At 67.5% G+C, this 23,909-nt stretch carries 22 protein-coding genes; 10 read left to right on the forward strand and 12 right to left on the reverse strand.

Features of this window, described 5'->3' with window-relative positions:
* The first annotated feature begins 13 nt into the window (after positions 1 to 13).
* On the forward strand, positions 14 to 1,705 hold the full coding sequence (aceF, locus tag KDK82_RS08510; protein WP_088164548.1) for a dihydrolipoyllysine-residue acetyltransferase: 1,692 nt from the start codon (positions 14 to 16) through the stop codon (positions 1,703 to 1,705).
* Positions 1,706 to 1,720: 15 nt separating this feature from the next.
* Positions 1,721 to 3,565: a dihydrolipoyl dehydrogenase gene (gene lpdA / locus KDK82_RS08515; protein ID WP_043820503.1), complete on the forward strand. Its 1,845-nt coding sequence runs from the start codon at positions 1,721 to 1,723 to the stop codon at positions 3,563 to 3,565.
* Positions 3,566 to 3,706: 141 nt separating this feature from the next.
* Here the strand turns inward: lpdA and KDK82_RS08520 are convergent, their stop codons facing one another.
* A complete protein-coding gene (locus KDK82_RS08520) occupies positions 3,707 to 4,636 on the reverse strand; it encodes a LysR family transcriptional regulator (protein ID WP_088164549.1) in 930 nt (309 codons plus the stop codon).
* Positions 4,637 to 4,701: 65 nt separating this feature from the next.
* On the opposite strand from KDK82_RS08520, the gene KDK82_RS08525 reads away from it, so the two are divergent.
* Positions 4,702 to 5,319, forward strand: a complete 618-nt coding sequence (locus KDK82_RS08525; RefSeq protein ID WP_088164550.1) for a LysE family translocator — start codon at positions 4,702 to 4,704, stop codon at positions 5,317 to 5,319.
* Between the two features lie 188 nt (positions 5,320 to 5,507).
* On the opposite strand, the gene KDK82_RS08530 is transcribed toward KDK82_RS08525, so the two are convergent.
* Complete coding sequence (locus tag KDK82_RS08530) at positions 5,508 to 6,197, reverse strand: hypothetical protein (protein WP_088164551.1); 690 nt, start codon at positions 6,195 to 6,197, stop codon at positions 5,508 to 5,510.
* Between the two features lie 133 nt (positions 6,198 to 6,330).
* Between KDK82_RS08530 and KDK82_RS08535 the strand changes: the two genes are divergently transcribed.
* Entirely contained in the window at positions 6,331 to 7,596 is a 1,266-nt protein-coding gene (locus KDK82_RS08535; RefSeq protein ID WP_179217867.1) for a CynX/NimT family MFS transporter, read from the forward strand.
* Position 7,597: 1 nt separating this feature from the next.
* On the opposite strand, the gene KDK82_RS08540 is transcribed toward KDK82_RS08535, so the two are convergent.
* Positions 7,598 to 8,623: an aromatic acid exporter family protein gene (locus KDK82_RS08540; protein ID WP_088164553.1), complete on the reverse strand. Its 1,026-nt coding sequence runs from the start codon at positions 8,621 to 8,623 to the stop codon at positions 7,598 to 7,600.
* 193 nt (positions 8,624 to 8,816) lie between these two features.
* The gene (locus KDK82_RS08545; protein ID WP_088164554.1) at positions 8,817 to 9,305 is read right to left on the reverse strand and encodes an EVE domain-containing protein; all 489 of its coding nucleotides are present in this window, start codon (positions 9,303 to 9,305) and stop codon (positions 8,817 to 8,819) included.
* 129 nt (positions 9,306 to 9,434) lie between these two features.
* Between KDK82_RS08545 and yghU the strand changes: the two genes are divergently transcribed.
* Positions 9,435 to 10,274: a glutathione-dependent disulfide-bond oxidoreductase gene (gene yghU / locus KDK82_RS08550; protein WP_088164555.1), complete on the forward strand. Its 840-nt coding sequence runs from the start codon at positions 9,435 to 9,437 to the stop codon at positions 10,272 to 10,274.
* 7 nt (positions 10,275 to 10,281) lie between these two features.
* On the opposite strand, the gene KDK82_RS08555 is transcribed toward yghU, so the two are convergent.
* From KDK82_RS08555 to KDK82_RS08565, 3 genes are all read right to left on the reverse strand, one after another.
* Positions 10,282 to 10,977 (reverse strand): hypothetical protein, encoded by a 696-nt coding sequence (locus tag KDK82_RS08555; RefSeq protein ID WP_088164556.1) that lies wholly within the window; start codon positions 10,975 to 10,977, stop codon positions 10,282 to 10,284.
* 76 nt (positions 10,978 to 11,053) lie between these two features.
* Positions 11,054 to 11,311 carry a GlsB/YeaQ/YmgE family stress response membrane protein gene (locus KDK82_RS08560; RefSeq protein ID WP_088165469.1) on the reverse strand — a complete coding sequence of 86 codons (258 nt, stop codon included), beginning with the start codon at positions 11,309 to 11,311 and terminating at the stop codon, positions 11,054 to 11,056.
* A 161-nt stretch (positions 11,312 to 11,472) separates the two neighbouring features.
* Positions 11,473 to 12,108 (reverse strand): C40 family peptidase, encoded by a 636-nt coding sequence (locus KDK82_RS08565; protein ID WP_012205793.1) that lies wholly within the window; start codon positions 12,106 to 12,108, stop codon positions 11,473 to 11,475.
* Between the two features lie 195 nt (positions 12,109 to 12,303).
* Between KDK82_RS08565 and KDK82_RS08570 the strand changes: the two genes are divergently transcribed.
* The 5 genes from KDK82_RS08570 (at position 12,304) to KDK82_RS08590 (ending at position 18,665) form a co-directional block, all read left to right on the forward strand.
* Positions 12,304 to 12,906 carry an isochorismatase family protein gene (locus KDK82_RS08570; protein ID WP_063325974.1) on the forward strand — a complete coding sequence of 201 codons (603 nt, stop codon included), beginning with the start codon at positions 12,304 to 12,306 and terminating at the stop codon, positions 12,904 to 12,906.
* A gap of 189 nt (positions 12,907 to 13,095) precedes the next feature.
* The gene (locus tag KDK82_RS08575) at positions 13,096 to 13,767 is read left to right on the forward strand and encodes an outer membrane protein (RefSeq protein WP_034394167.1); all 672 of its coding nucleotides are present in this window, start codon (positions 13,096 to 13,098) and stop codon (positions 13,765 to 13,767) included.
* 115 nt (positions 13,768 to 13,882) lie between these two features.
* Positions 13,883 to 15,769 carry a propionate--CoA ligase gene (locus tag KDK82_RS08580; RefSeq protein WP_088164557.1) on the forward strand — a complete coding sequence of 629 codons (1,887 nt, stop codon included), beginning with the start codon at positions 13,883 to 13,885 and terminating at the stop codon, positions 15,767 to 15,769.
* Between the two features lie 166 nt (positions 15,770 to 15,935).
* Positions 15,936 to 17,324 carry a phosphomannomutase/phosphoglucomutase gene (locus KDK82_RS08585; protein ID WP_065346582.1) on the forward strand — a complete coding sequence of 463 codons (1,389 nt, stop codon included), beginning with the start codon at positions 15,936 to 15,938 and terminating at the stop codon, positions 17,322 to 17,324.
* Positions 17,325 to 17,339: 15 nt separating this feature from the next.
* Complete coding sequence (locus KDK82_RS08590; protein WP_088164558.1) at positions 17,340 to 18,665, forward strand: 3-deoxy-D-manno-octulosonic acid transferase; 1,326 nt, start codon at positions 17,340 to 17,342, stop codon at positions 18,663 to 18,665.
* Positions 18,666 to 18,702: 37 nt separating this feature from the next.
* Here KDK82_RS08590 and KDK82_RS08595 read toward each other — a convergent pair whose 3' ends face one another.
* The 5 genes from KDK82_RS08595 to KDK82_RS08615 form a co-directional block, all read right to left on the reverse strand.
* A complete protein-coding gene (locus KDK82_RS08595) occupies positions 18,703 to 20,127 on the reverse strand; it encodes a cell wall metabolism sensor histidine kinase WalK (protein ID WP_088164559.1) in 1,425 nt (474 codons plus the stop codon).
* A 2-nt stretch (positions 20,128 to 20,129) separates the two neighbouring features.
* Positions 20,130 to 20,807, reverse strand: a complete 678-nt coding sequence (locus KDK82_RS08600; protein WP_013802240.1) for a response regulator — start codon at positions 20,805 to 20,807, stop codon at positions 20,130 to 20,132.
* A 370-nt stretch (positions 20,808 to 21,177) separates the two neighbouring features.
* Entirely contained in the window at positions 21,178 to 22,653 is a 1,476-nt protein-coding gene (locus KDK82_RS08605) for a TolC family outer membrane protein (protein ID WP_088164560.1), read from the reverse strand.
* Between the two features lie 90 nt (positions 22,654 to 22,743).
* Positions 22,744 to 23,091 (reverse strand): rhodanese-like domain-containing protein, encoded by a 348-nt coding sequence (locus KDK82_RS08610; RefSeq protein ID WP_012205782.1) that lies wholly within the window; start codon positions 23,089 to 23,091, stop codon positions 22,744 to 22,746.
* Positions 23,092 to 23,168: 77 nt separating this feature from the next.
* Entirely contained in the window at positions 23,169 to 23,879 is a 711-nt protein-coding gene (locus tag KDK82_RS08615; RefSeq protein WP_034394154.1) for a protein-L-isoaspartate O-methyltransferase, read from the reverse strand.
* Between the last annotated feature and the right edge of the window lie 30 nt (positions 23,880 to 23,909).

Genomic DNA, 23,909 nt, shown 5'->3' on the forward strand with positions numbered 1-23,909 from the left:
ACGGGAGACACATATGGCATTGGTAGAAATTCAAGTCCCCGATATCGGTGATTTCGACGAAGTTGCTGTGATCGAAGTGCTGGTCAAGGCCGGCGATCAGATCAAGGCCGAGCAATCGCTGATCACAGTGGAGTCCGACAAGGCCTCCATGGAGATCCCCTCCAGCCACGCTGGCGTGCTCAAGGAGCTGCGCGTCAACATGGGCGACAAGGTCAAGCAGGGCAGCATCATTGCCGTGGTCGAGTCGGCGGAAGCCGCTGCCCCGGCACCTGCAGCCGCCGCACCGGCCCCCGCCGCTGCAGCCCCGGCCCCGGTGGCTGCGCCTGCACCGGCCGCTGCTCCCGCTGCCGCGCCTGCGGCCTCGGGCGCCGCCACGCAGATCGACATCAAGATTCCCGACATTGGCGACTTCAAGGACGTGGCCGTGATCGAGATGCTGGTCAAGGTCGGCGACACCGTGACGGCCGAGCAATCGCTGTTCACCGTCGAATCCGACAAGGCCTCGATGGAAATCCCGTCGCCAGCGGCCGGCACCATCACGGCGCTGACGCTCAAGATCGGTGACACGGTCAACGTGGGCGACGTGGTCGGCCAGATGAGCGTGCAGGGCGCTGCCGCACCTGCAGCCCAGGCTGCGGCCCCGGCACCTGCTGCAGCAGCCCCTGCACCGGCAACTGCTGCCCCGGCCGCTGCAGCTCCGGTGTCTGCCGCTGCTGCATCGGCTCCCGCCACTGCACCTGCGCACAACCCCACCGTGGCGCCCACGGGCAAGCTGCCCCACGCGTCGCCCTCGGTACGCAAGTTCGCCCGCGAGCTGGGTGTGCCGCTGGACGAGGTCAAGGGCTCGGGCAACAAGGGCCGCATCACGGCCGACGACATCCAGGCTTTCACCAAGTCCGTCATGGCGGGTGCCGTGCAGACCAAGGCCCAGGCCGCGACCGCTCCCAAGGGTGGCTCCGGCGGCGGCGCAGGTCTGGACCTGCTGCCCTGGCCCAAGGTGGACTTCGCCAAGTTCGGCCCGGTCGAGCGCAAGGACCTGTCGCGCATCAAGAAGATCAGCGGCGCCAACCTGTCGCGCAACTGGGTCATGATCCCGCACGTCACCAACAATGACGAGGCCGACATCACCGACCTGGAAGCCTTCCGTGTCTCCACCAACAAGGAGAACGAGAAGAGCGGCGTCAAGGTGACCATGCTGGCCTTCGTGATCAAGGCGGTGGTTGCGGCCCTCAAGAAGTTCCCCGAGTTCAATGCCTCGCTGGACGGCGATACCCTGGTCTACAAGCAGTACTTCCACGTCGGCTTTGCCGCCGACACGCCCAACGGCCTGGTGGTCCCCGTGCTGCGCGATGCCGACAAGAAGGGCATCCTGCAGATCAGCCAGGAAATGGGCGAGCTGGCCAAGAAGGCCCGCGACGGCAAGCTCGGCGCTGCCGACATGCAGGGCGGCTGCTTCTCGATCTCGTCGCTGGGCGGCATCGGTGGCACGAACTTCACCCCCATCATCAACGCCCCTGAAGTGGCCATCCTCGGCCTGTCCAAGGGCCAGATGAAGCCGGTGTGGGATGGCAAGCAATTCGTGCCGCGCCTGACGCTGCCGCTGTCGCTGTCCTATGACCACCGTGTCATCGACGGTGCCTCGGCCGCGCGCTTCAATGCCTTCCTGGGCCAAGTGCTGGCGGACTACCGCCGCATCCTGCTGTAAACGGAGGCCCGACACATGGCAATCATCGACATCAAGGTGCCCGACATCGGCGACTTCGCCGAAGTGGGTGTGATCGAACTGCTGGTCCAGCCCGGTGACACCGTCGCCAAGGACCAGTCCCTGATCACCGTGGAGTCCGACAAGGCCTCCATGGAGATCCCCTCCAGCCATGCCGGCGTGGTCAAGGAGCTCAAGGTCAAGATCGGCGACAAGATCGCCGAAGGCGGTCTGATCCTGACGCTGGAGGCCGCTGGCGAAGCGGCCGCCGCACCCCAGGCGGCAGCACCGGCCCCTGCAGCGGCGGCTCCAGCGCCTGCCGCTGCAGCGCCCGCAGCATCGGCTCCCGCTCCGGCCGCAGCCAGCTACGCCGGTGGCGCGGCCGATTACGACTGCGACGTGGTCGTGCTCGGCGGCGGTCCTGGCGGCTACTCGGCAGCCTTCCGTGCGGCCGATCTGGGCCTGAATGTGGTCATCGTCGAGCGCTACAAGAGCCTGGGCGGCGTCTGCCTGAACGTGGGCTGCATCCCGTCCAAGGCGCTGCTGCACGTGGCCGCCGTGGTGGACGAGGTCAAGCATCTGGAGGTGGCCGGCGTCAAGTTCGGCGCGCCCGAGGTCAACATCGACCAGCTGCGCGGGCACAAGGACAAGGTCATCGGCAAGCTGACCGGCGGCCTGGGCCAGATGGCCAAGATGCGCAAGGTCACCGTGGTGCGCGGCTACGGCAATTTCGTCGGCGCCAACCACCTGGAAGTGGAAGAGACCACGGGCGATGGCCAGGAAAAGACCGGCAGCAAGAAGATCGTGCAGTTCAAGCGCGCCATCATTGCCGCCGGCAGCCAGGCCGTGCACCTGCCCTTCATGCCCAAGGACCCGCGCGTGGTGGACTCCACCGGCGCGCTGGACCTGGCCAGCGTGCCCAAGCGCATGCTGATTCTGGGCGGCGGCATCATCGGCCTGGAAATGGGCACCGTCTACTCCACGCTGGGCGCACGCCTGGACGTGGTGGAGATGATGGACGGCCTCATGCAGGGCGCCGACCGCGACCTGGTCAAGGTCTGGCAGAAGATGAACGCGCCGCGCTTCGACAACATCATGGTCAACACCAAGACCGTGGGTGCCGAAGCCACGCCCGAAGGCATCAAGGTCAGCTTTGCGCCTGCCAAGGACGGCGTCACCGTGCCCGAGCCCCAGGTCTACGACCTGGTGCTGCAGGCCGTGGGCCGCACGCCCAACGGCAAGAAGATCGCTGCCGAGAAGGCCGGCGTGGCCGTCACGGACCGCGGCTTCATCGAAGTCGATATCCAGATGCGCACCAATGTGCCCCACATCTTCGCCATCGGCGACGTGGTGGGCCAGCCCATGCTGGCGCACAAGGCCGTGCACGAGGCCCATGTGGCCGCCGAAGTCATCGCCGGTGAACTGCAGGGCAACAAGGAGCTGGCTGCCAGCGCCTTCAACGCCCGCGTGATCCCCAGCGTGGCCTACACCGACCCGGAAGTGGCGTGGGTGGGCCTGACCGAGGACCAGGCCAAGGCCCAGGGCATCAAGGTCAAGAAGGGTGTCTTCCCCTGGACGGCTTCGGGCCGCGCCATTGCCAATGGCCGCGACGAAGGCGTCACCAAGCTGCTGTTCGACGACAGCCCCGAGGCGCACGGCCATGGCCGCATCCTGGGTGGCGGCATCGTCGGCACGCATGCGGGCGACATGATCGGCGAGATTGCGCTGGCCATCGAAATGGGTGCCGACGCCGTGGACATCGGCAAGACCATCCACCCCCACCCCACGCTGGGCGAAAGCCTGGGCATGGCGGCCGAGGTGGCGCACGGCTCCTGCACGGACCTGCCGCCGCAGCGCAAGTAAGCGCAAGGCCGGGCGTTCAGGCCAGGCAAGAACAGAAAGGCAGCTTCGGCTGCCTTTCTGCTTTGGGAGATGCAGACAAGGACACAGACATCAGTCCGAACACCGGTCCAGACACAGGCACGGCAAAGGGGGCAGACCTGTTCAGGCCTGGGCGCGCAGCCACTGCAGCAATTGGTCGTGCACGCCATCTGGCGTGGGCGGAGCGGGGGACAGCAGGCAGTAGCGCGAACCGTCCTCGACAAAGCCCATGGGCGCTGCCAGCACGCCGTTGGCGACGTCGTCGCGCACCAGTTGCCAGGGTCCGATGGCCAGTCCCATGCCTGCCACGGCGGCCTGCAGGCTGAAATAGAAATGGTCGAACTGCAGCTGGGATCCCGACGGCGGCGGCTGGCCGCTGTGCTCTGCCCAGGTGGACCAGGCCCCCGGGCGGGTGCGGCTTTGCAGCAAGGGTGCCTCCGGGCGCAGCCCGGTGGCATGCCCCTCGTCGGAGCGCGTGCACCACTGCGCCAGCCGCTCGGGCCGGCAGACCGGGCCTATGCGCTCGGCAAACAGGGTCTCCGCATGACAGCCCGCTGGCGGAGAGAAGTCATCGCGTCGTATGGCCAGATCGATGCCGTCCGCGAAAGAGAAAGGCCCGCCGCCCGCCATCAGGTGCAGCTGCAACTCCGGGTGCTGTTCCTGGAACTGGGGCCAGCGCGGGATCAGCCAGCGCATGAGCAAGGTGGGCTCGCAGGACAGCACCCAACGGCGCGCCTGCTGCGCGCGCGAGCGCAACTCCTGCGTGGCCTGGCGCATGCGCTCCAGGCCTTCGTGCACGGCCTGGGCCAGGTGGCGGCCCGCCTCGGTCAGGAAGACGCGGCGACTGCGGCGGTCAAACAGGGTCACGCCCAGATCGTCTTCCAGCAGGCGCACGGCCCGGCTGATGGCGCCATGGGTCAGGTGCAACTCTTCTGCCGCCTTGCTGAAGTTCTCCCGCCGGGCGGCCGCTTCGAAGCAACGCAAGGCCTGCAGCGACGGCATCCGCTTGCTCGGGGTATGTGAGTTGAGTTCACCAACTGTGTCAGAAAACATCGTTATGCATTTTCATGGAAGGCCAATACTATCCGGCGCGTTGCATTGAATCGAATGGATAACCGATGACCGAATGGATAGCTGTAGTCACCATTACCTTGCTGGCCGTCATCAGCCCAGGGGCGGATTTCGCCATGGTCACACGCAACAGCCTGCTGCGCTCGCGCCGCGCGGGCATGCTCACGGCGCTGGGCATTGGCCTGGGGGTGCTGGTCCATGTCGGCTATACCTTGCTCGGGGTCGGACTGCTCATGCAGCAGTCCACCTGGTTGTTCGACGTGGTCAAGCTGCTGGGTGCAGCCTATCTGATCTATCTGGGCGTGACCATGCTGCGCAGCCGCCCGGAGGGCGATTTGCCCAGCCAGCCCGTGGCCGCGCTCTCCGACATGGCGGCACTGCGCACGGGCTTTCTGACGAATGCGCTCAATCCCAAGACCACGGTGTTCGTGGTCAGCCTGTTCCTGCAGATCGTGGGACAGGACACGCCGCTGGCCACGCAGTTGGCATATGGCGGATTCATCTCGCTGGCCCATGTCGCGTGGTTCTGCATCGTGGCGCTGTGCTTTTCCGCCCAGCGGGTGCGTGCGCGGTTGCTGGCCGTGCGGCATTGGATAGACAGGGCCTTTGGCGGCATGTTGGTAGGGTTTGGTTTGCTGCTGGCAACGGCCAAGCTGCGGCTGTGACGTGGTGATGGTCTGACAGGAATTGGTGGGGGAGGACGGGCAAGCAGGCGGCTGCTGCCCGGCATGCGAGGCCTGCGGGGTGCCATCTGGTACCTCGCAGGCTTGGCTGTTTCTGGCGAGTGTCATGTTCGCCCGGCAAGCGGGCCGGCGTCCCAGTGGCTTGCGGTCCAACCCTGCACGGCAGGTGTTCATGGTGGGGGCGTGCCATCGTCTCCATGGTGAACGCCGGCGCCAAGGCCTGCTCCCATGCCCAGGCCGCCCATGCCTGCGGCGCCCATTCCTGCGCCACCACCGCCCTTGCTCGAAGCGCCGGATTCCGCGCCACCTTTGCGCGCCCCGCCCGCCGTGCCGCCCGGACGCGTGGGGCCCTGGTTGGGAACGCGCAGGCTGTCGGGGATCGGCTCCAGATCCAGCGCTTCGCGGATGAAGGCGCGCAGCGAAGTGACGAGTGCCGCAGTCTCGACAGGCTTGCCTGCCACCATGTCCTGGGCCGCCTGGGCGGCCATGCGCACCTGATCTTGCGTCCCGAGCAAGATGACATCGGACAGCGCGGCTTCAACCGCATCGCGAATGCGCCGTTGGCGCTCACTGCCAAAAGCTGGTGGTGCATCGGCATCGTCGGCGGCGGGCCTGCGCAGATCGCGCAGGTGCAGGGGATTCACATGCAGCGTGCCCGTGAAAGAGCCGCCCAGCGTCTTGTAGGCGGCGATAAGCGACTTCAGGCGTTCATTGATCTGGCGGTTCTCACGCTCGCGCCGCTTTTGCACGGTCTGCATGAACAGCAGGCGAATGCCCATCATCAGGCAGGTGACCAGCAGCAGGCCCAACACCGTGGACAGCAGCGAAGACCAGGAGCTGAAATCTAGTGATGAGCGCATGCGCAAGGCCTCGGGAGTTGATCCAGGCCTTCAGTGTGCCTCCATACAGACGGGTCGGCGGTTAAGAAGAGTGCTGTTTGCAGGCGCCGCTTGGCCTATGCTTTCGATACTTCACACATCAGCTACAGGGCGCATGGCATGTGCCCCCAGGAGACAGCATCCAGTGAAAACAACGAAGCAGGGGGTGCATCCCTCATGGATCGTCGTGGCGGCCGGCGTCAGCGCGGCTCTGCATGTAGGCAAGCTGCCGCCGGCTGTGCCCGTGCTGCAGCAGCAATTGGGCCTGTCCCTGCTGCAGGCCGGCTTTCTGCTTTCCACCGTGCAGGTGGCCGGCATGGTGCTGGGCCTGGTGGTGGGTCTGGGTGCAGACCGCTGGGGGCTGCGGCGCAGCATGCTGGCAGGCCTGCTGCTGATGGCGGGTGCCAGCGCCCTGGGCGCGACCGCTACGGGGTTTGCAGCGCTGCTGGCCTTGCGTGCCGTGGAGGGGCTGGGCTTTTTGCTGGTGGCCATGCCGGGGCCGGGTCTGATCCGGCGCTGCGTGGCGCCAAGCGATCTGAGCGCGCGCATGGGCTGGTGGGGCACCTATATGCCGTTGGGCAGTGCCATCGGCTTGCTGCTGGGGCCGTGGGTGATGGCCTGGGCATCCTGGCCCGCATGGTGGTTGCTGTTGGGGCTGATCTCGGCATTCGCATGGGCCGCCGTCTGGTGTGGCGTGCCGGCAGACAGGCCGGTGCCCCTTGGCGCGTCGGTGGCGGGCGGTGGCTGGCGTCCTCGCCTGGCGTCGACCCTGCGCAGCCCCGGACCCTGGTGCGTGGCTGTGGCCTTTGCGGTGTATTCAGGGCAGTGGATGGCCGTCATCGGCTTTCTCCCCACGGTCTATGCCGAGGCTGGCCTGGGCGCCGCATTGTCGGGCACGCTGACGGCCGTGGTGGCGCTGGCCAACATGGTGGGCAATGTGGCCTCGGGCCGTTTGCTCCAAGGCGGCTGGAGCGCTACGCGCGCCTTGCGTCTGGGCTTTGGCTGCATGGCGGCGTGTGCGCTGCTGGCCTATCTGCAATGGCAGGGGCAACCGCTGGCGCCCTTGTGGCTGCGCTTTGTGGCGGTGGTGCTGTTTTCGGCGGCGGGCGGGCTGATTCCGGGCATGCTGTTTTCCATGGCGGTGCGGCTGGCCCCCGATGAGTCCACGGTATCGACCACGGTGGGTTTCATGCAGCAATGGTCCAGCGTGGGGCAGTTTGCAGGCCCGCCCCTGGTGGCGGCTGTGGCCGTGCAGGCGGGCGGATGGCAGTGGACCTGGGTGGTGACGGCGGCCATGTGCGCCATCGGCTGGTGGCTGGCTGGCGCGATCGGGCGCATCAGCGGTGCGGGTGCAGCGCCGCGCGGGCGCGCTGCAGTCTGAATCACGCGTCGCGCGAGCCTATCAACGCCTTCAGGGCTTCTTCCATCTGCTGCGCATGGTCCAGCGCGGGCAGCCAGGCCTGGGGCACCGGCTGGGCGGGTGCCTGGGGTGCGGATGCGGCCAGTTGGGCCAAGGCGTCATCGGGCTGCAGGGCCACCACGTTGCCGTTGGCGGACAGCTGGCGGCAGGCATCGACCAGCCATTCACAGTGCAGCACGATGGCGCGCGGCATGAGGCCACTGTCATGCGACATGCCGCGCACCAGACTTTCGCCCAGCAGCAGCGCGCTGGCATACAGGCGCACGGCGTGGCGGTCATAGCGCCCGGTGATGGTCTGCAGCCCCGCGCCCCCCAGGCGGCCGCGCAGGGACCAGCGGCTGGCGCTTTGCGCCTCCACCATGGCTGTGCGCAGTGCGCTCAGCGCATCGCTGCTGCGCGTGAGCTGGCCCAGCGCGACGGTGGCATCGGGCGTGTCGTGGGTGGCGGTGGCGCGCAGGGTGGCTTCCAGCCCCTCGGCCAGCTGGCCCAGCAAGGCGCTTGCCGAGCGCGACACGGCGCGCAGCGGATTGGCCGTGAAGATCACCTGGCTGAACATCAGGCCGACACCGGCGCCCACCAGTACATCAACCAGCCGCGTCTCGCCCGCGGCGCTCGGCCCCATGCTCAGCACCAGCACGACGGAGACGCCCGCCTGTATCGGGACGACCGGCGGCTGCCCGAGCATGGCGGCCAGAGACAGGGCGACCAGCGAGGCCAGACTCAGCCGCAGCAGCGGAATGGTGTCGGGCAGCAGCCAGGCCAATTCGCCGACGATGATGCCGATGGCGCAGCCCAGCACCAGGCCCCAGGTCTGCTTGAGGTGGCTGGGCAGTCCGGGCGCCAGGCAGACCAGGGCGGTGACGGCGGCAAAGACGGGTTTGGGGTGGCCGAGCAGGTAGTGGGACAGCTCCCAGGCCAGCATCGCACCCAGGGAGGCGGCGATGGCGTCGCGCAGCGCCAGCCGCAGGCGGCCGGGCGCAGCGGCCATGCCGCTCTTGGGAGTTCCAGGGGGTGTTTTTGCTTTTGCTTTTCGCCAACGCACGAAGATTCTCCCTCCAGCATGCGAAATCCAGGTTCGCAAATGCCCAAAAGCATAGCGGCCGGGCCAGGTTCGGCGTGCAGGAGAGAAGCTTCTTGCTTGTAAGAAAGCAGCCCGCGACGGGGCGGGGCGGGTCGGCAGCTCAGGCGGGTTGGAGCAGGCCTTCGATGAAGGCCCATTCCTCGGGCGTGACCGGCGTGATCGACAGACGGTTGCCCTTTTGCAGTACACGCATGCCGGCAAGCTCGGGATGCTCGCGCAGCTCGGCCATCTGCAGCGTGCGTGTCTTGCGCAGCGCCTGTACGTCCAGCGTGAGCCAGCGTGGCTTGTCGGGCGAGGACTTGGGGTCGTAGTACGGGCTGCTCGGGTCGAACTGCGAGGCATCCACGCGCAGGTTGCCTGCAATGCGGGCGATGCCGTAGATGCCGGGCTCGGCGCAACTGGAGTGCCAATACAGCACCCCATCGCCCACCTGCATGGCATCGCGCATGAAGTTGCGCGCCTGGTAGTTGCGCACACCGTCCCAGGCGATGGTGGCCTGCGGCGCGGCCAGCGCGTGGTCTATGGAGAATTCGTCGGGCTCGTTCTTCATGAGCCAGAACTGGCGGGCGGAGGTGGGGGCGGCAGTCATGCCGCGATTGTGGCAAATCCCCGGGCGCCGTGGCGGCGTTCCGCGCACGCCGGCAAGAGCGCGCCGGTGACGGGACAATCGCCTTCAGCCGGGCACCTCTCCCCAGCCCGCGAACCACAGGAACCCTGCATGACCGACAGCTCCACCTATGTCCCGCCTGCCGTATGGCAGCCAGCGCCTTCGGGCGGCACGTTTGCCAACATCAACCGCCCGGTCGCCGGTCCCACCCATGACAAGGCATTGCCGGTGGGGCAGCAGCCGCTGCAGCTGTATTCGCTGGCTACGCCCAACGGCGTGAAGGTCACCATCATGCTGGAGGAGCTGCTGGCGCTTGGCCATGCCGGCGCGGAGTACGACGCGTGGCTGATCCGCATCGGCGAAGGCGACCAGTTCTCCAGCGGCTTTGTCGAGGTCAATCCCAATTCCAAGATCCCGGCGCTGGTGGACCGCAGCGTCGAGCCGCCGGTGCGCGTGTTCGAGTCAGGCTCCATCCTGCTGTACCTGGCCGAGAAGTTTGGTGCGCTGCTGCCTGCCGAGCCCGCTGCGCGCACCGAGACGCTGAACTGGCTGTTCTGGCAGATGGGGTCGGCACCTTACCTTGGCGGCGGTTTCGGACATTTCTATGCCTATGCGCCCGAGAAGTTCGAGTACCCCATCAACCGCTTCACCATGGAGACCAAGCGCCAGCTCGATGTGCTCGATCGCCAGCTGGCCCTGCACCCGTTCATTGCAGGGGTCAACTACAGCATTGCCGATATCGCCATCTGGCCCTGGTATGGGGCCCTGGTGCTCAACGAGGTGTATGGCGCGGCCGAGTTCCTGTCAGCCCATGAATACACGCATGTCATGCGCTGGGCCAGGGAGATTGCCCAAAGGCCGGCCGTGCTGCGCGGCCGCCGCGTGAATCGTACCTGGGGAGATGAAGCCACCCAGGTGCCCGAGCGCCACCAGGCGTCGGACCTGGGCTGATAGCCGTCTACTGGGAGCGGCCCCAGGGGCCGCGATCGGGCTGGCGCCAGAAGCGCGGGCGCTTGCCGGAAGGCTCGGGAGCGGGCTCGGCCTCGCGCCCGTCCTTGTCTGTCCTGTCGGCCTTGCCAGCCTTGTCGGCCTTGTTGGCCTTTTCCAATTGCTGACCTGTCTGCTCGACCTTGCGCGCCGTGCGATCCAGCCGCGAGGGAATGTCGAGTTCTGCATGCTCGACCACACGAATGCAGTCCTGGATATGGCGCTCGCCCAGATAGCGCAGCGTGGCATAGCCCAGCGCTGCCGCTGCGGCCTGGCCTGCCAGCGGCACGTACTTGGCGGCCTGCGTGGCCGTCATGCGCATGCCGGCCGCGCGCGCCAGGCGCACCACCATGTCGCGCGTGATCAGCTTGCCGATCAGCACCGAGCCCACCATGGCCACGGCCTTTTGCACCTGCTCGCGCTTGCCGGGTTCCAGCTTGTCCAACTGTTCGGGAGTGAGGCCGAATTCGCGGTTGATGCGTGGCAGCAGTCGCGCCAGCAGAGCCGCATCCACCAGCCAGTCCAGGCCCGGAATGGGCAGGCTGCTGGCTGCTGCGCCGACCAGCGCACGCCGGTGCAGCAACTTGCGCGCGCTCTCGGCCGCTTGCGCCACATCTTGGCGCGGTGGTGGAGGGGGAGGGGTTTTGTCCGATGTGCGAAAGATCATGCGTGCCAGTGAAGACGGGGCAGATGTCGATCAAGAAAATGCGCCAGCCGGCGGATGCGGCTGGCGCGCAGGGTGGTCAGCGTGCGCTCTTGCTGCGCACCAGACTGTAGATGAAGAGGATGACGATGGCGCCCACGATGGAGGCGATCCACCCGGCGGGCTGCCCGGCCTCGTACCAGCCCATGGCGACACCGACGTAGCTGGCAAGAAACGATCCTGCCACGCCGAGCAGCATGGTCATGATCCAGCCAAGGCTGTCATCGCCGGGTTTGAGTGCCCGCGCCAGCAAGCCAACGACCAGGCCAACGATGAGGGTACCAATCAAGGACATCATGCTTTTCTCCGAACTGAAGCTTCCATGCCGCGACTCTAGGGCCCGGCACCGGGTGGCCCTGTCGGACAGCATCTCAACCTGGGACGAAGCCAGAGCAGGGCCCTGAAAAACAAAACGCCTGCATGTGCAGGCGTTTGTGGATTGCGCAAAAGACGCTGCGATCACTGCAGCTGGCTTGCCTGCATCTGCAGGGCCAGAGCGGCCTTGCTGGCGTCAAGGCCCAGGCCGTCGGCGTCCTGCACGCGGCGGGCGCCATCGAAGCGGCGAGCCCAGTACGCGCTTTGCATGCTTTCCACGCGAACCTGTGCACCGGTGCGCGGTGCATGGATGAAGTTGCCGTCGCCGACATAGATGCCGACATGGCTGAAGGTGCGGCGCATGGTGTTGAAGAACACCAGATCACCGGGCTTGAGTTCGTTCTTGTCGATTTTTTCCGTGGCCTGCGCCTGCTGGTCAGCGCGGCGCGGCAGGACCTTGCCCAGGGTTTCGGAGTAGATGGCGCGGACGAAGCCGCTGCAGTCGAAGCCGGTCTCGGCACTGTTGCCGCCGCGGCGGTAGGGAACGCCGATGAAGCCCATGGCGGTCACGACAAGATCGGAGGTCTTTTCGGCGACGCTTTGTCGTGCTTCCTTGACGAAGTCGGAAGTGCGTTCCGCCATGTGGTGGCGGGCTTCGCGCAGCTGCGAGATGAGGCTGCGGTTGACCAGCAGCTGGTTCATATCGTCGTCACGCATTTCGGGCGGAGCCGCGTGTGCCGTGACGCTGACAAACAGGAGTGCAATAAGCCATCGGGACATGGGGCGCGAGATTACCACGCAAAAACGTAGGACAAATTCGATAAGACCCCCGAAAGCCTGGGTTTTTGAGTTACCTCAGGAATCCGGGCTGCGCGGCAGGGAGCGCACGCAAGCTGCGACAATGGAAAGCTTTCCCTTTTGTCCTCTATAAGAAGGGCGGCCCGCGCCGCCCCATATTCCCAAGAAAGATCCGCCATGCTGCTTGAAGCCACCGACTCCCAGCTCGTACTCGTCGATTACCAGGAGCGCCTGATGCCGGCCATCTTCGAGGGACCGGCAGTTCTGGCCAATGCCGTGAAGCTGGCGCGTCTGGCGCAGCTGGTGGACGTGCCGGTCTTCGGCACCGAGCAGAACCCCTCGCGCCTGGGCGCCAACGACGCCGAACTGCGCGCGCTGTGCGACCGGACCCTGTCCAAGATGCATTTCAGCGCCGTGGCCGAGGGCCTGGGCGAGTGGCTGCGTCCTCCTGCCCGGCCCCAGGGCGGCAATGCACGCAGCCTGCCCAAGCACCTGCAAAAGCCCCAGCAGCAGGCGCCCGAGCGCAGCATGGTGGTGATTGCCGGCTGTGAAGCCCATGTCTGCCTGCTGCAGACGGCGCTGGAGCTGCTGGAAGATGAGTTCGATGTCTGGGTCGTCACCGACGCCTGCAGCTCGCGCACCGAGCGCAACCGCGATGCCGCCTTCGACCGCCTGGCCGGCGCTGGTGCCGAGCTGGTGACCACGGAGATGGTGGCCTTCGAGTGGCTGCGCAGCTGCGAGCATCCGGCCTTCAAGGAGCTGCTCGCTCTGGTCAAGTAAGGCACAGGTTCCTGGTTCCGCCGTCTTGGGGCGCTCTTTGGAGCGCCTTTTTTCATGGTGACCTGTCTGTTCTCGGGAGGCGGGCTGCCGCTGCACCGCGTAGTTCTACGGAGCTGCGTGCGTAGCCGGCCGAATAGGCGCGGGCAGGGCGTTTTTCTACAGTGGCGGCATTCCCCCAAGAGAGACTGTATGAAGCACGTTCTGACCTTCACCGCCCTGATCCTGACCGCCTCGGGCAGCGCTTTGGCTGCCGACCATTTCTATGGCGCCGTCCGCATCAACTCCGCCAACTACAAGGCCCACGACATGGACTCCAGCGCCCGCCCCGGCCTGGGGCAGTTCGTGCCTGGCGACGACAGCCGCCGCGCTACAGGCGGCTCTCTGGCCCTGGGCTATCAGCTCCCGTCGGACTGGCGCCTGGAAGCGGAATACACCCTGCCCAGGAGCAACGAATTCACCAGCGGCTCCACGCGCTTTCCCACGAGCTTCAATCACCACAGCATCCGTTCTCAGCGCCTGATGATCAATGCGTACAAGGATTTCCCCCTGAACGCGCAGTTCTCCGTGTACGGCACGGCGGGCCTGGGCCTGGCCCACCTGCAGTCCAGCGGCTGGCAAGGCAATCCGAATCGCCAGTACTTCAGCGATTCCCAGAACAATCTGGCCTATGCGCTGGGCTTTGGCATCAGCTACTCGCCGATTCAAAAGGTCAGCATCGACCTGGGCTACCGCTATGTGGGCATGGGCAAGACCCACAGCGGCGCCAACAACTTCACCAATGTCCGTGGCCTGCAGGATGAGCAGATGCGCGCCAAGCTGAGTTCCAGCGAGATCTCGGTCGGCCTGCGCTACAGCTTCTGAGTTTGAAGGGGCCTGTCTGCCCGCGCAGCGCGGAGTTGTCAGCTTTTGGCAAGCGCATTATGAATAATTATGAATTCAGAAGCCGCCAATCCATGACAACGACAGGAGACAGACAATGGCCCCGCGTTTCGACGATTTCCACCGCCGCTCCATCGAGGAGCGCGATGCCTTCTGGGCCGAGCAGGCCCGCCGCATCGACTGGCATGTGCCTCCCCAGCGCATCTGCGACTACGACAATCCGCCGTTTGCACGGTGGTTTGTCGGGGGGCAGACCAATCTCTGCCACAACGCCGTGGACCGGCACCTGGCCGAGCGCCCCGACCAGAACGCGCTGATCGCCATCTCCACCGAGACCGGCACGGAAAAGGTCTACACCTACCGCGAACTGCATGCCGAGGTGCAGCGCATGGCCGCCGTGCTGCAGTCGCTGGGTGTGCAAAAGGGCGACCGCGTCCAGATCTACATGCCCATGATTGCCGAGGCGGCCTTTGCCATGCTGGCCTGCGCGCGGCTGGGTGCCATCCATTCGGTGGTGTTCGGCGGCTTTGCCTCCGCGGCGCTGGCCTCGCGCATCGACGATGCCGAGCCCAAGGTCATCATCAGTGCCGACGCGGGCTCGCGCGGCGGGCGCGTCGTGGCCTACAAGCCCTTGCTGGACGAGGCCCTGCAACTGGCCAGCCACAAGCCAGCGGCCGTGCTCATCGTGGACCGTGGCCTGGCGCCTGCGCCCATGCGCGCCGGGCGTGACCACGACTGGGCCAGCCTGCGTGCGCTGCACGCCGACGCCCAGGTCCCCTGCACCTGGGTGGAATCCACCGACCCCAGCTACACGCTCTACACCAGCGGCACCACGGGGCGCCCCAAGGGCGTGCAGCGCGATACGGGCGGCTACACGGTGGCGCTGGCCGCCAGCATGCCGCTGATCTTCGGGGCCGAGGCAGGGCAGACTTTTTTCTGCACCAGCGACATCGGCTGGGTCGTGGGCCACAGCTACATCATCTATGCGCCGCTGATCGCAGGCATGGCCACCGTGCTCTACGAGGGCCTGCCCATACGCCCCGACGCGGGCATCTGGTGGAGCATCGTGGAGAAGTACCGGGTCACCCACATGTTCTCGGCGCCCACGGCCATCCGCGTGCTCAAGAAGCACGATGCCGAGTACCTGCACCGCCACGATATCTCCAGCCTCAAGGCGCTGTGGCTGGCCGGCGAGCCGCTGGACGAGCCCACGGCGCAGTGGATCAGCCAGGCCCTGGGCAAGCCCATCATCGACAACTACTGGCAGACCGAGACCGGCTGGCCCATCCTCACGCTGTGCAACGGCGTGGAGCAGCAGACTACGCGCTTCGGCAGCCCCGGCAAGGCCGTCTATGGCTATGACGTGAAACTGATCGACGAGGCCACGGGCGAGGAACTGCTCGGCGCCGGGCAAAAGGGCGTGCTGGCCATCGAAGGACCGCTGCCGCCGGGCTGCATGCAGACCGTCTGGCGTGACGATCAGCGCTTCGTCAATACCTATTGGAAGAGCATTCCGGGCCGCATGGTCTACAGCACCTTCGACTGGGGCATTCGCGACGAGGACGGCTACTTCTTCATCCTGGGCCGCACGGACGACGTGATCAACGTGGCCGGCCACCGCCTGGGCACGCGCGAGATCGAGGAATGCATCTCCGCCCACCCCCAGGTGGCCGAAGTCGCCGTGGTCGGCGTGGCCGATACGCTCAAGGGCCAGGTGGCGCTGGCCTTTGCCGTGCCCCGGACGGCGCTGGAGGGCGAGGCCGAGCGCACGGCGCTGCAGGCCGATGTGATGAAGCTGGTCGATGCGCGGCTGGGCGCCGTGGCCCGGCCCTCGCGCGTGGTCTTCGTCAGTGCGCTGCCCAAGACGCGCAGCGGCAAGCTGCTGCGCCGCGCCATGCAGGCCGTGGCCGAGGGGCGCGACCCGGGCGACCTCAGCACCATGGAAGACCCGGCGGCGCTGGCCCAGGTGCAGCAGCAGCTGTGAGGCAGGGCGCGCGCCGCAACCGCTTTCAGCCGGGGTGATGCGCGCCGGCGCCCCTGCCTGCCGCGCCTACAAGCCTGCCGCGCCTACAATCGCGGCTTGGGCCGCAGCCGGGCCAGATTCCGGGCTGCGGCGCCCTGTTTTCAACCGACGAGAAAGCGTTTTCGACGTGCAGGTCGCATCTTCCATCTTCAAAGCCTATGACATCCGCGGCATCGTGCCGTCCACGCTCAACGAGGAGGTCGCGCTTGGCGTCGGCCGCGCCTTCGGCATGGCGGCCCTGGCGGCCGGCGAGACCGTGGTGGCCGTGGGACGCGATGGCCGCCTGTCGGGACCCTCGCTGTCCGCGGCGCTGATCGCCGGCCTGACCGAGGTCGGCATCGAGGTGATCGACATCGGCCTGGCCACCACGCCCATGCTGTACTACGCGGCCAGCACACTGGCGCGCTCGGGCATCCAGGTCACGGGCAGCCACAACCCCAAGGACTACAACGGCTTCAAGATGGTGCTGGCCGGCCGCGCCATCTACGGCGAGGAAATCCAGGCGCTGCGCCGCCGTGTCGAGAGCGACGACTGGACCCTGACGGGTACCGGCAGCGTGCGCCGCGCCGATGTGCAGGCCGACTACCAGGCGCGCATCGTGGGCGACGTGAAGCTGGCGCGCCCCATCAAGATCGTGGTGGACTGCGGCAACGGCGTGGCCGGGGCCTCGGCGCCCGGCATCTTCCGCGCCCTGGGCTGCGAGGTGATCGAGCTGTTCTCCGAAGTGGACGGTGAATTCCCCAACCACCATCCCGACCCCAGCAAGCCCGAGAACCTGCGCGACGTGATCGAGGCGCTGCGCACCTCGGACGCCGAACTGGGCCTGGCCTTCGACGGTGACGGCGACCGCCTGGGCATCGTCACCAAGGACGGCCAGAACATCTTCCCCGACCGCCAGATGATGCTGTTTGCCAAGGACGTGCTCTCGCGCGTGCCGGGCGGCAGCATCGTCTACGACGTGAAATGCACGCAGCGCCTGGCGCCCGCCATCCGCGAGGCAGGGGGCGAGCCCGTGATGTTCAAGACCGGGCACTCCCTGGTCAAGGCCCGCATGAAGGAACTGGACGCGCCGCTGGGCGGCGAGATGAGCGGCCACATCTTCTTCAAGGAGCGCTGGTATGGCTTCGATGACGGCACCTACGCGGGCTGCCGCCTGCTGGAGATCGTCAGCCGCGAGGCCGACCCCAGCGCCTTGCTCAACGCGCTGCCCACCAGCTTTTCCACCCCTGAACTGAATGTGGCCTGCGCCGAGGGCGAGCCCCATCGCCTGGCCGCCGAACTGCAGGCCCTGGCCGCCGAGACCTTTGCCGCACCGGCCCAGGTCAGCACCATTGACGGCCTGCGCGTGGACTGGGCCGACGGCTTCGGCCTGATCCGCGCCAGCAACACCACGCCCGTGCTGGTGCTGCGCTTCGAGGGCCAGACCCAGGAGGCGCTGTCGCGCATCGAGGCGCAGATGCTGGCGCTGCTGGAGCGCGTCAAGCCCGGCGCGCAGGTTGGTGGCGCCGCGCACTGATTTGCGCGCCAGGCGATGACTTCACGCTCTCCCACGTCCTGGGCGCGCGCGCTGTACAGCGCCGTGACCTGGGCGGCGCAGCCGCTGCTGCGCCGCAAGCTGCTGCGCCGCGCCGAGGCCGAGCCCGTCTATGCCGAGCACATTCCCGAACGCTTTGGGCGCTACCAGCCGGCCACGCTGGGGCAGGACGGACGCGGCCGGTGGATCTGGATTCATGCCGTATCGCTGGGTGAGACGCGCGCTGCCGCCATCTTGCTGACCGCGCTGCGCGAGCGCGTGCCCGGCATGCGCCTGCTGCTGACCCATGGCACGGCCACAGGCCGCACCGAAGGCCGCCGGCTGCTGCAGCCCGGCGACCTGCAGGTCTGGCAGCCCTGGGATACCCCAGCGGCCGTGCGCCGCTTCGTGCAGCAATTCCGGCCCGCGGTCGGCGTGCTCATGGAAACGGAGGTCTGGCCCAACCTGGTCGCCATCTGCCGCGAAGAGGGCGTGCCGCTGGCGCTGGCCAATGCGCGACTCAGCGACAAATCGCTGGGCCAGGCGCTGCGCGTGGCGCCGCTGGCGCGGCCCACCTATGCCGCCCTGGCCGCCGCCTGGGCGCAGACCGAGGACGATGCCCGGCGCCTGCGCCTGCTGGGTGCGCCCGTGCGCGGCGTGCTCGGCAACCTGAAATTCGATGCGCGTCCGGACGCTGCTCTGCTGGAGCGCGCTCGGCAATGGAAGTCCGGCCTGTCCCGCCCTGTGGTGCTGTTGGCCAGCAGCCGCGAGGGCGAGGAGGCCATGCTGCTGTCCGCCCTGCGCACGCTGGGGCCGGCAGGCCGGGCCGTGCAATGGCTGGTCGTGCCGCGCCATCCGCAGCGCTTTGACGAAGTGGCGGCGCTGCTGGCTGGCGGCGGCCTGCATGTCTCGCGCCGCAGCCAGTGGGTGGGTGGCCCGCCCTGCGGGGCTGCGGCGGATGACATCGACATCTGGCTGGGTGATTCGCTGGGCGAGATGGCCCTGTACTACGGCCTGGCCGACGCCACGCTCATGGGCGGCAGCTTTGCGCCGCTGGGCGGCCAGAACCTCATCGAGGCCCTGGCCTGCGACTGCCCCGTGGTGCTGGGGCCGCATACCTTCAACTTCAGCGAAGCCTCGGACCTGGCCTGCGAAGCCGGTGCCGCGCTGCGGGCGCCCGACATGGAGCACGGGCTGCGCCTGGCCGTGGACCTGGCCGGGCACCGCCAGTCCCACGCCCGTGCCGTGGCCCAGGCGCGCGGCTTCCTGGACCAGCACCGGGGGGCCGCACAGGCCACGGCGCAGGCAGTGGCCGGGCTGTTGCAGTCCCAACCGTTGCACTGAGCACTAGGTTTTAGGCCGGCGGTATCCGCAGGCCGGATCAGCCGGCCTCCTGCAGCACGGGCAGGCTGACACTCGCCAGCAGCCCTCCATCCTCCGCACTGAGCAGCTCGATGCTGCCGCCGTGCCGCTCGGTCACGGTCCTGGCGATGGCCAGGCCCAGGCCGCTGCCGCTCTGGCTCTGGTCGGGTACGCGGAAGAAGCGGTCGAAGACACGCTGGCGCCAGGCCTCGGCGATGCCCGGGCCACGGTCGCGCACCTGGAGCACGGCCTGGTCGCCCTGGCGCTGCAGGCGCACGCTGATGGTGGCGTGCGCGGGGCTGTATTTGATGGCGTTGTCCACCAGGTTGTCGATCAGCGAGACCAGGCCTTCGCGTTCGCCCATCACGCTCAGTGGCTCGCTGGCGTCCAGGGCCAGTTCCACCGGGCGGCGGCAGGCCAGGGCATCGAGTGCGGCGAGCCGGTCTTCCAGCAGCAGGTCCAGGCGCAGCGGCTGCATGGCCATGCCGGGCGCCTCGGTCTCGCTGCGCATGAGTTGCAGCAGCTGGGCCACCATGCGGCTGGCGCGCTGGTTGCTGCGCAGCAGGCTGTCCATGAGTTCCTGCTGGCGCGGCTCGCTGCCAAGGCGCAGCAGGGCCTCGACGTTGACGTGCATGGCTGCCAGCGGCGTGCGCAGTTCGTGGGCCGCATCGGCGATGAGGTTGCGCTCGCGCTCGCTGCTGGAGCGCACGCGGGCCAGCAGGGCGTTGATGTCCTGCACCAGCGGCCGCAGCTCGGCGTGTGGCGGCGCATAGGTGAGCGCGCTGAGGTCGTCGGGGCCGCGCGTGGCCAGCTCGTCGCCCACGCGGCGCAGCGGGCGCAGCGCCGCGCGTACCGACCACCAGGCAGGAAAGGCCAGGAAGGGCAGGCTGATCAGCAGCGGCAGCAGGTAGTAGCTGCGGGTGTTAAGGGTGATCAGCAGTTCCTTGAAGGACGGCAGCATCAGCGTGACTTCGGTCTGGCCCGAGGCCGAGCGCAGCGTGCTCATGCGCCAGGTCTGCCCTTCGAAATCTATGTCCTCGACCGTGTCCAGCACGCGGTTGCGCAGCGTGGGTGCCGGCGTGGGCGAGCGGTACAGGAGCTGGCCGCGCTGCCAGACCAGCAGCGTGGGCGTGAAGCGGATGTCGTCGTCTCCGTCGCCGTACTCATGGCGCAGGGCCGTGTCCAGCGCGGCCAGACTGTGCTGCTGGCGGTCCGGAAGGTCGGCCAGGTCCTCGGCCACTGCCATGACAAGTTCGTAGACAGGCTTGCTGACCAGCAGTTCATTGTGGAAGTGGGCCATGTAGATGGCTGCCACCAGCAACGCGGTCCAGATCGCGGTGAGCACGCCCATCTGGGCCAGCAGCATCCGCCGGCCCAGTGTGGGCCGCAGCCAGCGGCGCCATCTCGGGCTGGCCTGGTGCCCCTGCAGGGTATGCGATGTCATGGTCAGGACAGGGGTGCCATCGGCTGCGAGTCGATGACATAGCCAATGCCGCGCACCGTGCGTATGAAGCCCGGCCCGATCTTGCGGCGCAGGTTGGAGACATGCACTTCCAGGGCATTGCTGCCGTTGGCGCTGCCGCCCGGGATGACTTCCTCCTCGATGCCGCTGCGTGTGACCACGCGGTCCATGCGCCGCAGCAGCAGGGCCAGCAGGTCGAATTCGCAGCGGGACAGCTCGACGTTCTGGCCTGCAACGCTGACACGGCGCGTGGGCTCGTGCAGCGACAGGCCGCGCAGATGCAGCGTGCCGTCGCCCTGCCCATAGCTGCGGCGTGCCAGGGCGCGCACGCGTGACACCAGTTCGGCCAGGGCAAAGGGCTTGACCAGATAGTCATCGGCGCCGCTGTCCAGGCCGTGCAGCCGGTCGTGCAGGCTGTCGCGTGCGCTCAGGATCAGCACGGGCAGGCGGCGCCATTCGCGGCGCAGGCGCGTGAGCAGGCTGATGCCGTCGCCATCGGGCAGGCCCAGGTCCAGCAGCACCATCTCGAAGCTTTGCTGCTCCAGCGTGCGCAGCGCATCGGACAGGCGGCGCACCCAGACCACGTCCATGGCGTGATCGCCCAATGCGATGCGCACGCCATTGCCCAGATCCAGATCGTCCTCCACCAGCAGCAGTCTCATCGTGTGTTTCCTGTGCCGCTCCCATGCCGCGGACCGGCGCCTGCGGGAGGGCTGCCGCGAGTATCGGTCAAGGCGGGGACGATGCGCTTCAGCATCCCTTCAGGAAAGCCGGGGCAGGTCTTCAGGCTGGTTTGCCACAGTGGCTCTCTCGACAACTCCCACGAATGCAAGGCGCGCATGCCAAGACTCTCCCGCTGTTCCTTGCTGAGCCGTCTCGCGGTGCTGTGCGCGCTGGCTGCCTGGATGCTGGTCGTGGCGGGTTTGCGTGCCTCGGCTTTGCCAGAGCACAGGGCTGCGGCGCCAGGCGCGCGGCCCGCGGCGGCCGGGCATCAGCCTGGGGCACTGCCGGCCGTGCGGGCGCTTCAGGGATTCAAGGGGCTGGCGCGCGGAGCGTCAGCGCATCGATGGCGCGCAGGTCGTCGTCGCTGAGCGTGCCGGCGGCCTGGCGCAGCTTGAGCTGGCCCAGCAGCACCTGGTAGCGCGCCAGGGCCAGGTCGCGCTGGGTCTGGTAGAGCTGGCTTTGCGCGTTGAGCACGTCGATGTTGATGCGCACGCCGACCTCGTAGCCGAGCTTGTTGGCGTCCAGCGCGCTTTGGCTGGACGCCAGCGCGGCCTCCAGTGCCTTGACCTGTGCCTGGCCCGACTGCACGCCGAAGAAGGCCGTGCGCGTGCTCTGCTCCACGTTGCGCTGGGCGTCGTCCAGCTGTGCGCGCGCCTTGTCTTCCAGCGCCAGGGTTTCCTTGATGCGGTTTTGCACGGCAAAGCCGGCGAACAGGGGCAGATTCATGACCACGCCCACGCTGGCGGCATTGGTGCGGTAGCTGGTGCCGATCTGCGGTGTGACCGAGCCATTGGGATAGCGGTTGACCACGTAGCCGGCCTGCAGGTCCACGGTGGGCTTGTGACCGGCCTCGGCTTTCTTCGTTTCCAGCTGGGCGATGTCCAGCGCCAGGCGGGCCTGGCGCAGCTGGGGCTGGCCTTGCAGTGCGGTGTCCACCCAGGCCTGGGCGTCGGAGGGCATCAGGGCCGGCAACTGCAGCGGCTGGGCCAGGGGGCGGGGCACGGTGCCCACGGCACCAACGATCTGGTCCAGCACCAGGCGCTTGACGCGCAGATCGTTCTCGGCGGCGATTTCCTGGGCACCGGCCAGGTCGAACCGGGCCTGGGCTTCGCGCGAGTCGGTGATGGTGGCCGTGCCGACCTCGAAGTTGCGCTTGGCAAATTCCAGCTGCTGTGCGATGGCTGCCTTCTGTGCCTTGACCACGGCCAGGCTGTCCTGGGCGCCGAGGACATCGAAGTAGGCCTGGGCCACGCGAACCAGCAGGTTCTGCTCGCCGCTGTCCAACTGGGCGCGCGCCACGTCCACGCCGCGCTGGCCCTGGTCGTAGGCGATCTTGTTGGCCGGGCGGTACAGCGGCTGCTGGGCGCTGAGCTGCAGGTTCTGCTGGGGCGAGCGAAAGCTCCCCGGCAGCACGCTGACTTCCACATGCGAGGTGTTGGCACCGGCCTGCAGACCCACGCTGGGCAACAGGCCCGAGCGTGCCTGCTCGGCGCGGCTGGCGGCGGCCTGGGCGTCGGCCTGCTGGGCCTGCCACTGGGCGTCGTAGCCGCGGGCCTTGGCCACCAGTTCGGACAGGTTCTGGCCCGAGGCCGCAGAGGCTGTCAGAGAGGGCAGGGCAGACTGCGGGGCCGCAGGGGCGGGCGCAAGGACGGCTGGGGCAGGAGCCTGTGCCAGGGCCGAGCCCATGCCCGCCGCGCACAGCAGCAAGGCCATGTGGCGCAGGGGCCAGGCGTATGGGCGGGTCAGGGCGGAAGCGACAGGGGCAAGGGGCCGAAGCAGGGGCATAGAGGTCCTCGAATCAAAACACAGTCGTCACGAAGCACCGGGGACGGCTGGTGTACCGCCGTGTCCCGGGTTTCTTTTGCGTGTTGCCGCTCAGTAGCGCGGCACGCCTGGGTCGCGCTCGCGCGACCAGGCATCGATGCCTCCGCTGATATTGGCCACGGTCTCGAAGCCGTTGTTCATCAGGAAGGCAGCGACATGCATGCTGCGTGCGCCGTGATGGCACAGGCAGGCTGTGGGGTGATCCGGATCGAGTTCCTGCAGGCGCGAGGGAATCTCGCCCATGGGGATGCAGCGCAGCTCGAAGCCCTCGGGGCGTACGCTGGCCTGGGCCACTTCCCAGGGCTCGCGCACGTCCAGCACCAGGGGCAGGGCATCGGAGCCGCTGGAGTGCTGGTTCAGCCAATCGTTGAGTTGCGCGGGAGGCACTTGGGGAAGCATCGGAAAGATCCTTGCGGAATGGAGTGGAGTTGCCGCAGCGGCCGAAATCCTCTGGACCCGGGCCGCCGTGGCGGATTTCAGAACGTGAAGCGCGAAGGCTCTTCGAAGTTGGCCAGGCGTGCGGTCACCACGTCCCAGGGCTGGCTGGTTTCGAACTGGTGGCCGTTCTTTTGCACCAGCGTGAAACGCATCATGGGCAGTTGGCCGACTATGGCTGCCAGGCGGCCGCCATCGTTGAGCTGGGCCAGCAGGGACTGGGGCACCTGGGCGACCGAGCCGCTGAGCACGATGGCGTCGAACTGGCCCAGAGCGGCCGCTGCCGTGGCGCCATCGGCCAGCTTGACCTCGGCATTGGTGATGCCGGCGCCCAGCAGGTTCTCGCGGGCCATCTCGGCCAGCTCGGGGACGATTTCCAGTGTCACGACTTCCTTGGCCTGGGCGGCCAGCAGGGCGGCCATGTAGCCCGAGCCGGCGCCGATTTCCAGCACGCGGTCGGTGGGCTTGATCTTCAGGTCCTGCAGCATGCGGGACTCGATGCGCGGGGCCAGCATGCACCAGCCCTTGGCGGCGGCTTCCTCGGTCGGGGCGACCAGGGGGATTTCCAGGTCCATGAAGGCCAGGCCGGCATGCTCGGGCGGCACGAAATTCTCGCGGTGCACCTTGCCCAGCAGCGCCAGCACTTCTTCATCAAGCACGTTCCAGGGGCGGATCTGTTGCTCGATCATGTTGTAGCGCGCGTGCGCTTGGGCGCTGTGGTGTTCGGGCAGGCTGTTCAGGGGCAGGCTCATGGGGTATCTCCGGAGAAAGACTTGTCAGGA

Source organism: Delftia sp. K82, from assembly GCF_002193035.1.
Taxonomy (GTDB): Bacteria; Pseudomonadota; Gammaproteobacteria; order Burkholderiales; family Burkholderiaceae_C; genus Comamonas; species Comamonas acidovorans.

Excerpts from the sequence above, each read along its gene's own strand:
- aceF (WP_088164548.1), top strand. The coding sequence starts at position 14 with ATGGCATTGGTAGAAATTCAAGTCCCCGATATCGGTGATTTCGACGAA.
- lpdA (WP_043820503.1), top strand. The coding sequence starts at position 1,721 with ATGGCAATCATCGACATCAAGGTGCCCGACATCGGCGACTTCGCCGAA.
- KDK82_RS08520 (WP_088164549.1), bottom strand. The coding sequence starts at position 4,636 with ATGTTTTCTGACACAGTTGGTGAACTCAACTCACATACCCCGAGCAAG.
- KDK82_RS08525 (WP_088164550.1), top strand. The coding sequence starts at position 4,702 with ATGACCGAATGGATAGCTGTAGTCACCATTACCTTGCTGGCCGTCATC.
- KDK82_RS08530 (WP_088164551.1), bottom strand. The coding sequence starts at position 6,197 with ATGCGCTCATCACTAGATTTCAGCTCCTGGTCTTCGCTGCTGTCCACG.
- KDK82_RS08535 (WP_179217867.1), top strand. The coding sequence starts at position 6,331 with ATGGCATGTGCCCCCAGGAGACAGCATCCAGTGAAAACAACGAAGCAG.
- KDK82_RS08540 (WP_088164553.1), bottom strand. The coding sequence starts at position 8,623 with ATGGCCGCTGCGCCCGGCCGCCTGCGGCTGGCGCTGCGCGACGCCATC.
- KDK82_RS08545 (WP_088164554.1), bottom strand. The coding sequence starts at position 9,305 with ATGACTGCCGCCCCCACCTCCGCCCGCCAGTTCTGGCTCATGAAGAAC.
- yghU (WP_088164555.1), top strand. The coding sequence starts at position 9,435 with ATGACCGACAGCTCCACCTATGTCCCGCCTGCCGTATGGCAGCCAGCG.
- KDK82_RS08555 (WP_088164556.1), bottom strand. The coding sequence starts at position 10,977 with ATGATCTTTCGCACATCGGACAAAACCCCTCCCCCTCCACCACCGCGC.
- KDK82_RS08560 (WP_088165469.1), bottom strand. The coding sequence starts at position 11,311 with ATGATGTCCTTGATTGGTACCCTCATCGTTGGCCTGGTCGTTGGCTTG.
- KDK82_RS08565 (WP_012205793.1), bottom strand. The coding sequence starts at position 12,108 with ATGTCCCGATGGCTTATTGCACTCCTGTTTGTCAGCGTCACGGCACAC.
- KDK82_RS08570 (WP_063325974.1), top strand. The coding sequence starts at position 12,304 with ATGCTGCTTGAAGCCACCGACTCCCAGCTCGTACTCGTCGATTACCAG.
- KDK82_RS08575 (WP_034394167.1), top strand. The coding sequence starts at position 13,096 with ATGAAGCACGTTCTGACCTTCACCGCCCTGATCCTGACCGCCTCGGGC.
- KDK82_RS08580 (WP_088164557.1), top strand. The coding sequence starts at position 13,883 with ATGGCCCCGCGTTTCGACGATTTCCACCGCCGCTCCATCGAGGAGCGC.
- KDK82_RS08590 (WP_088164558.1), top strand. The coding sequence starts at position 17,340 with ATGACTTCACGCTCTCCCACGTCCTGGGCGCGCGCGCTGTACAGCGCC.
- KDK82_RS08595 (WP_088164559.1), bottom strand. The coding sequence starts at position 20,127 with ATGACATCGCATACCCTGCAGGGGCACCAGGCCAGCCCGAGATGGCGC.
- KDK82_RS08600 (WP_013802240.1), bottom strand. The coding sequence starts at position 20,807 with ATGAGACTGCTGCTGGTGGAGGACGATCTGGATCTGGGCAATGGCGTG.
- KDK82_RS08605 (WP_088164560.1), bottom strand. The coding sequence starts at position 22,653 with ATGCCCCTGCTTCGGCCCCTTGCCCCTGTCGCTTCCGCCCTGACCCGC.
- KDK82_RS08610 (WP_012205782.1), bottom strand. The coding sequence starts at position 23,091 with ATGCTTCCCCAAGTGCCTCCCGCGCAACTCAACGATTGGCTGAACCAG.
- KDK82_RS08615 (WP_034394154.1), bottom strand. The coding sequence starts at position 23,879 with ATGAGCCTGCCCCTGAACAGCCTGCCCGAACACCACAGCGCCCAAGCG.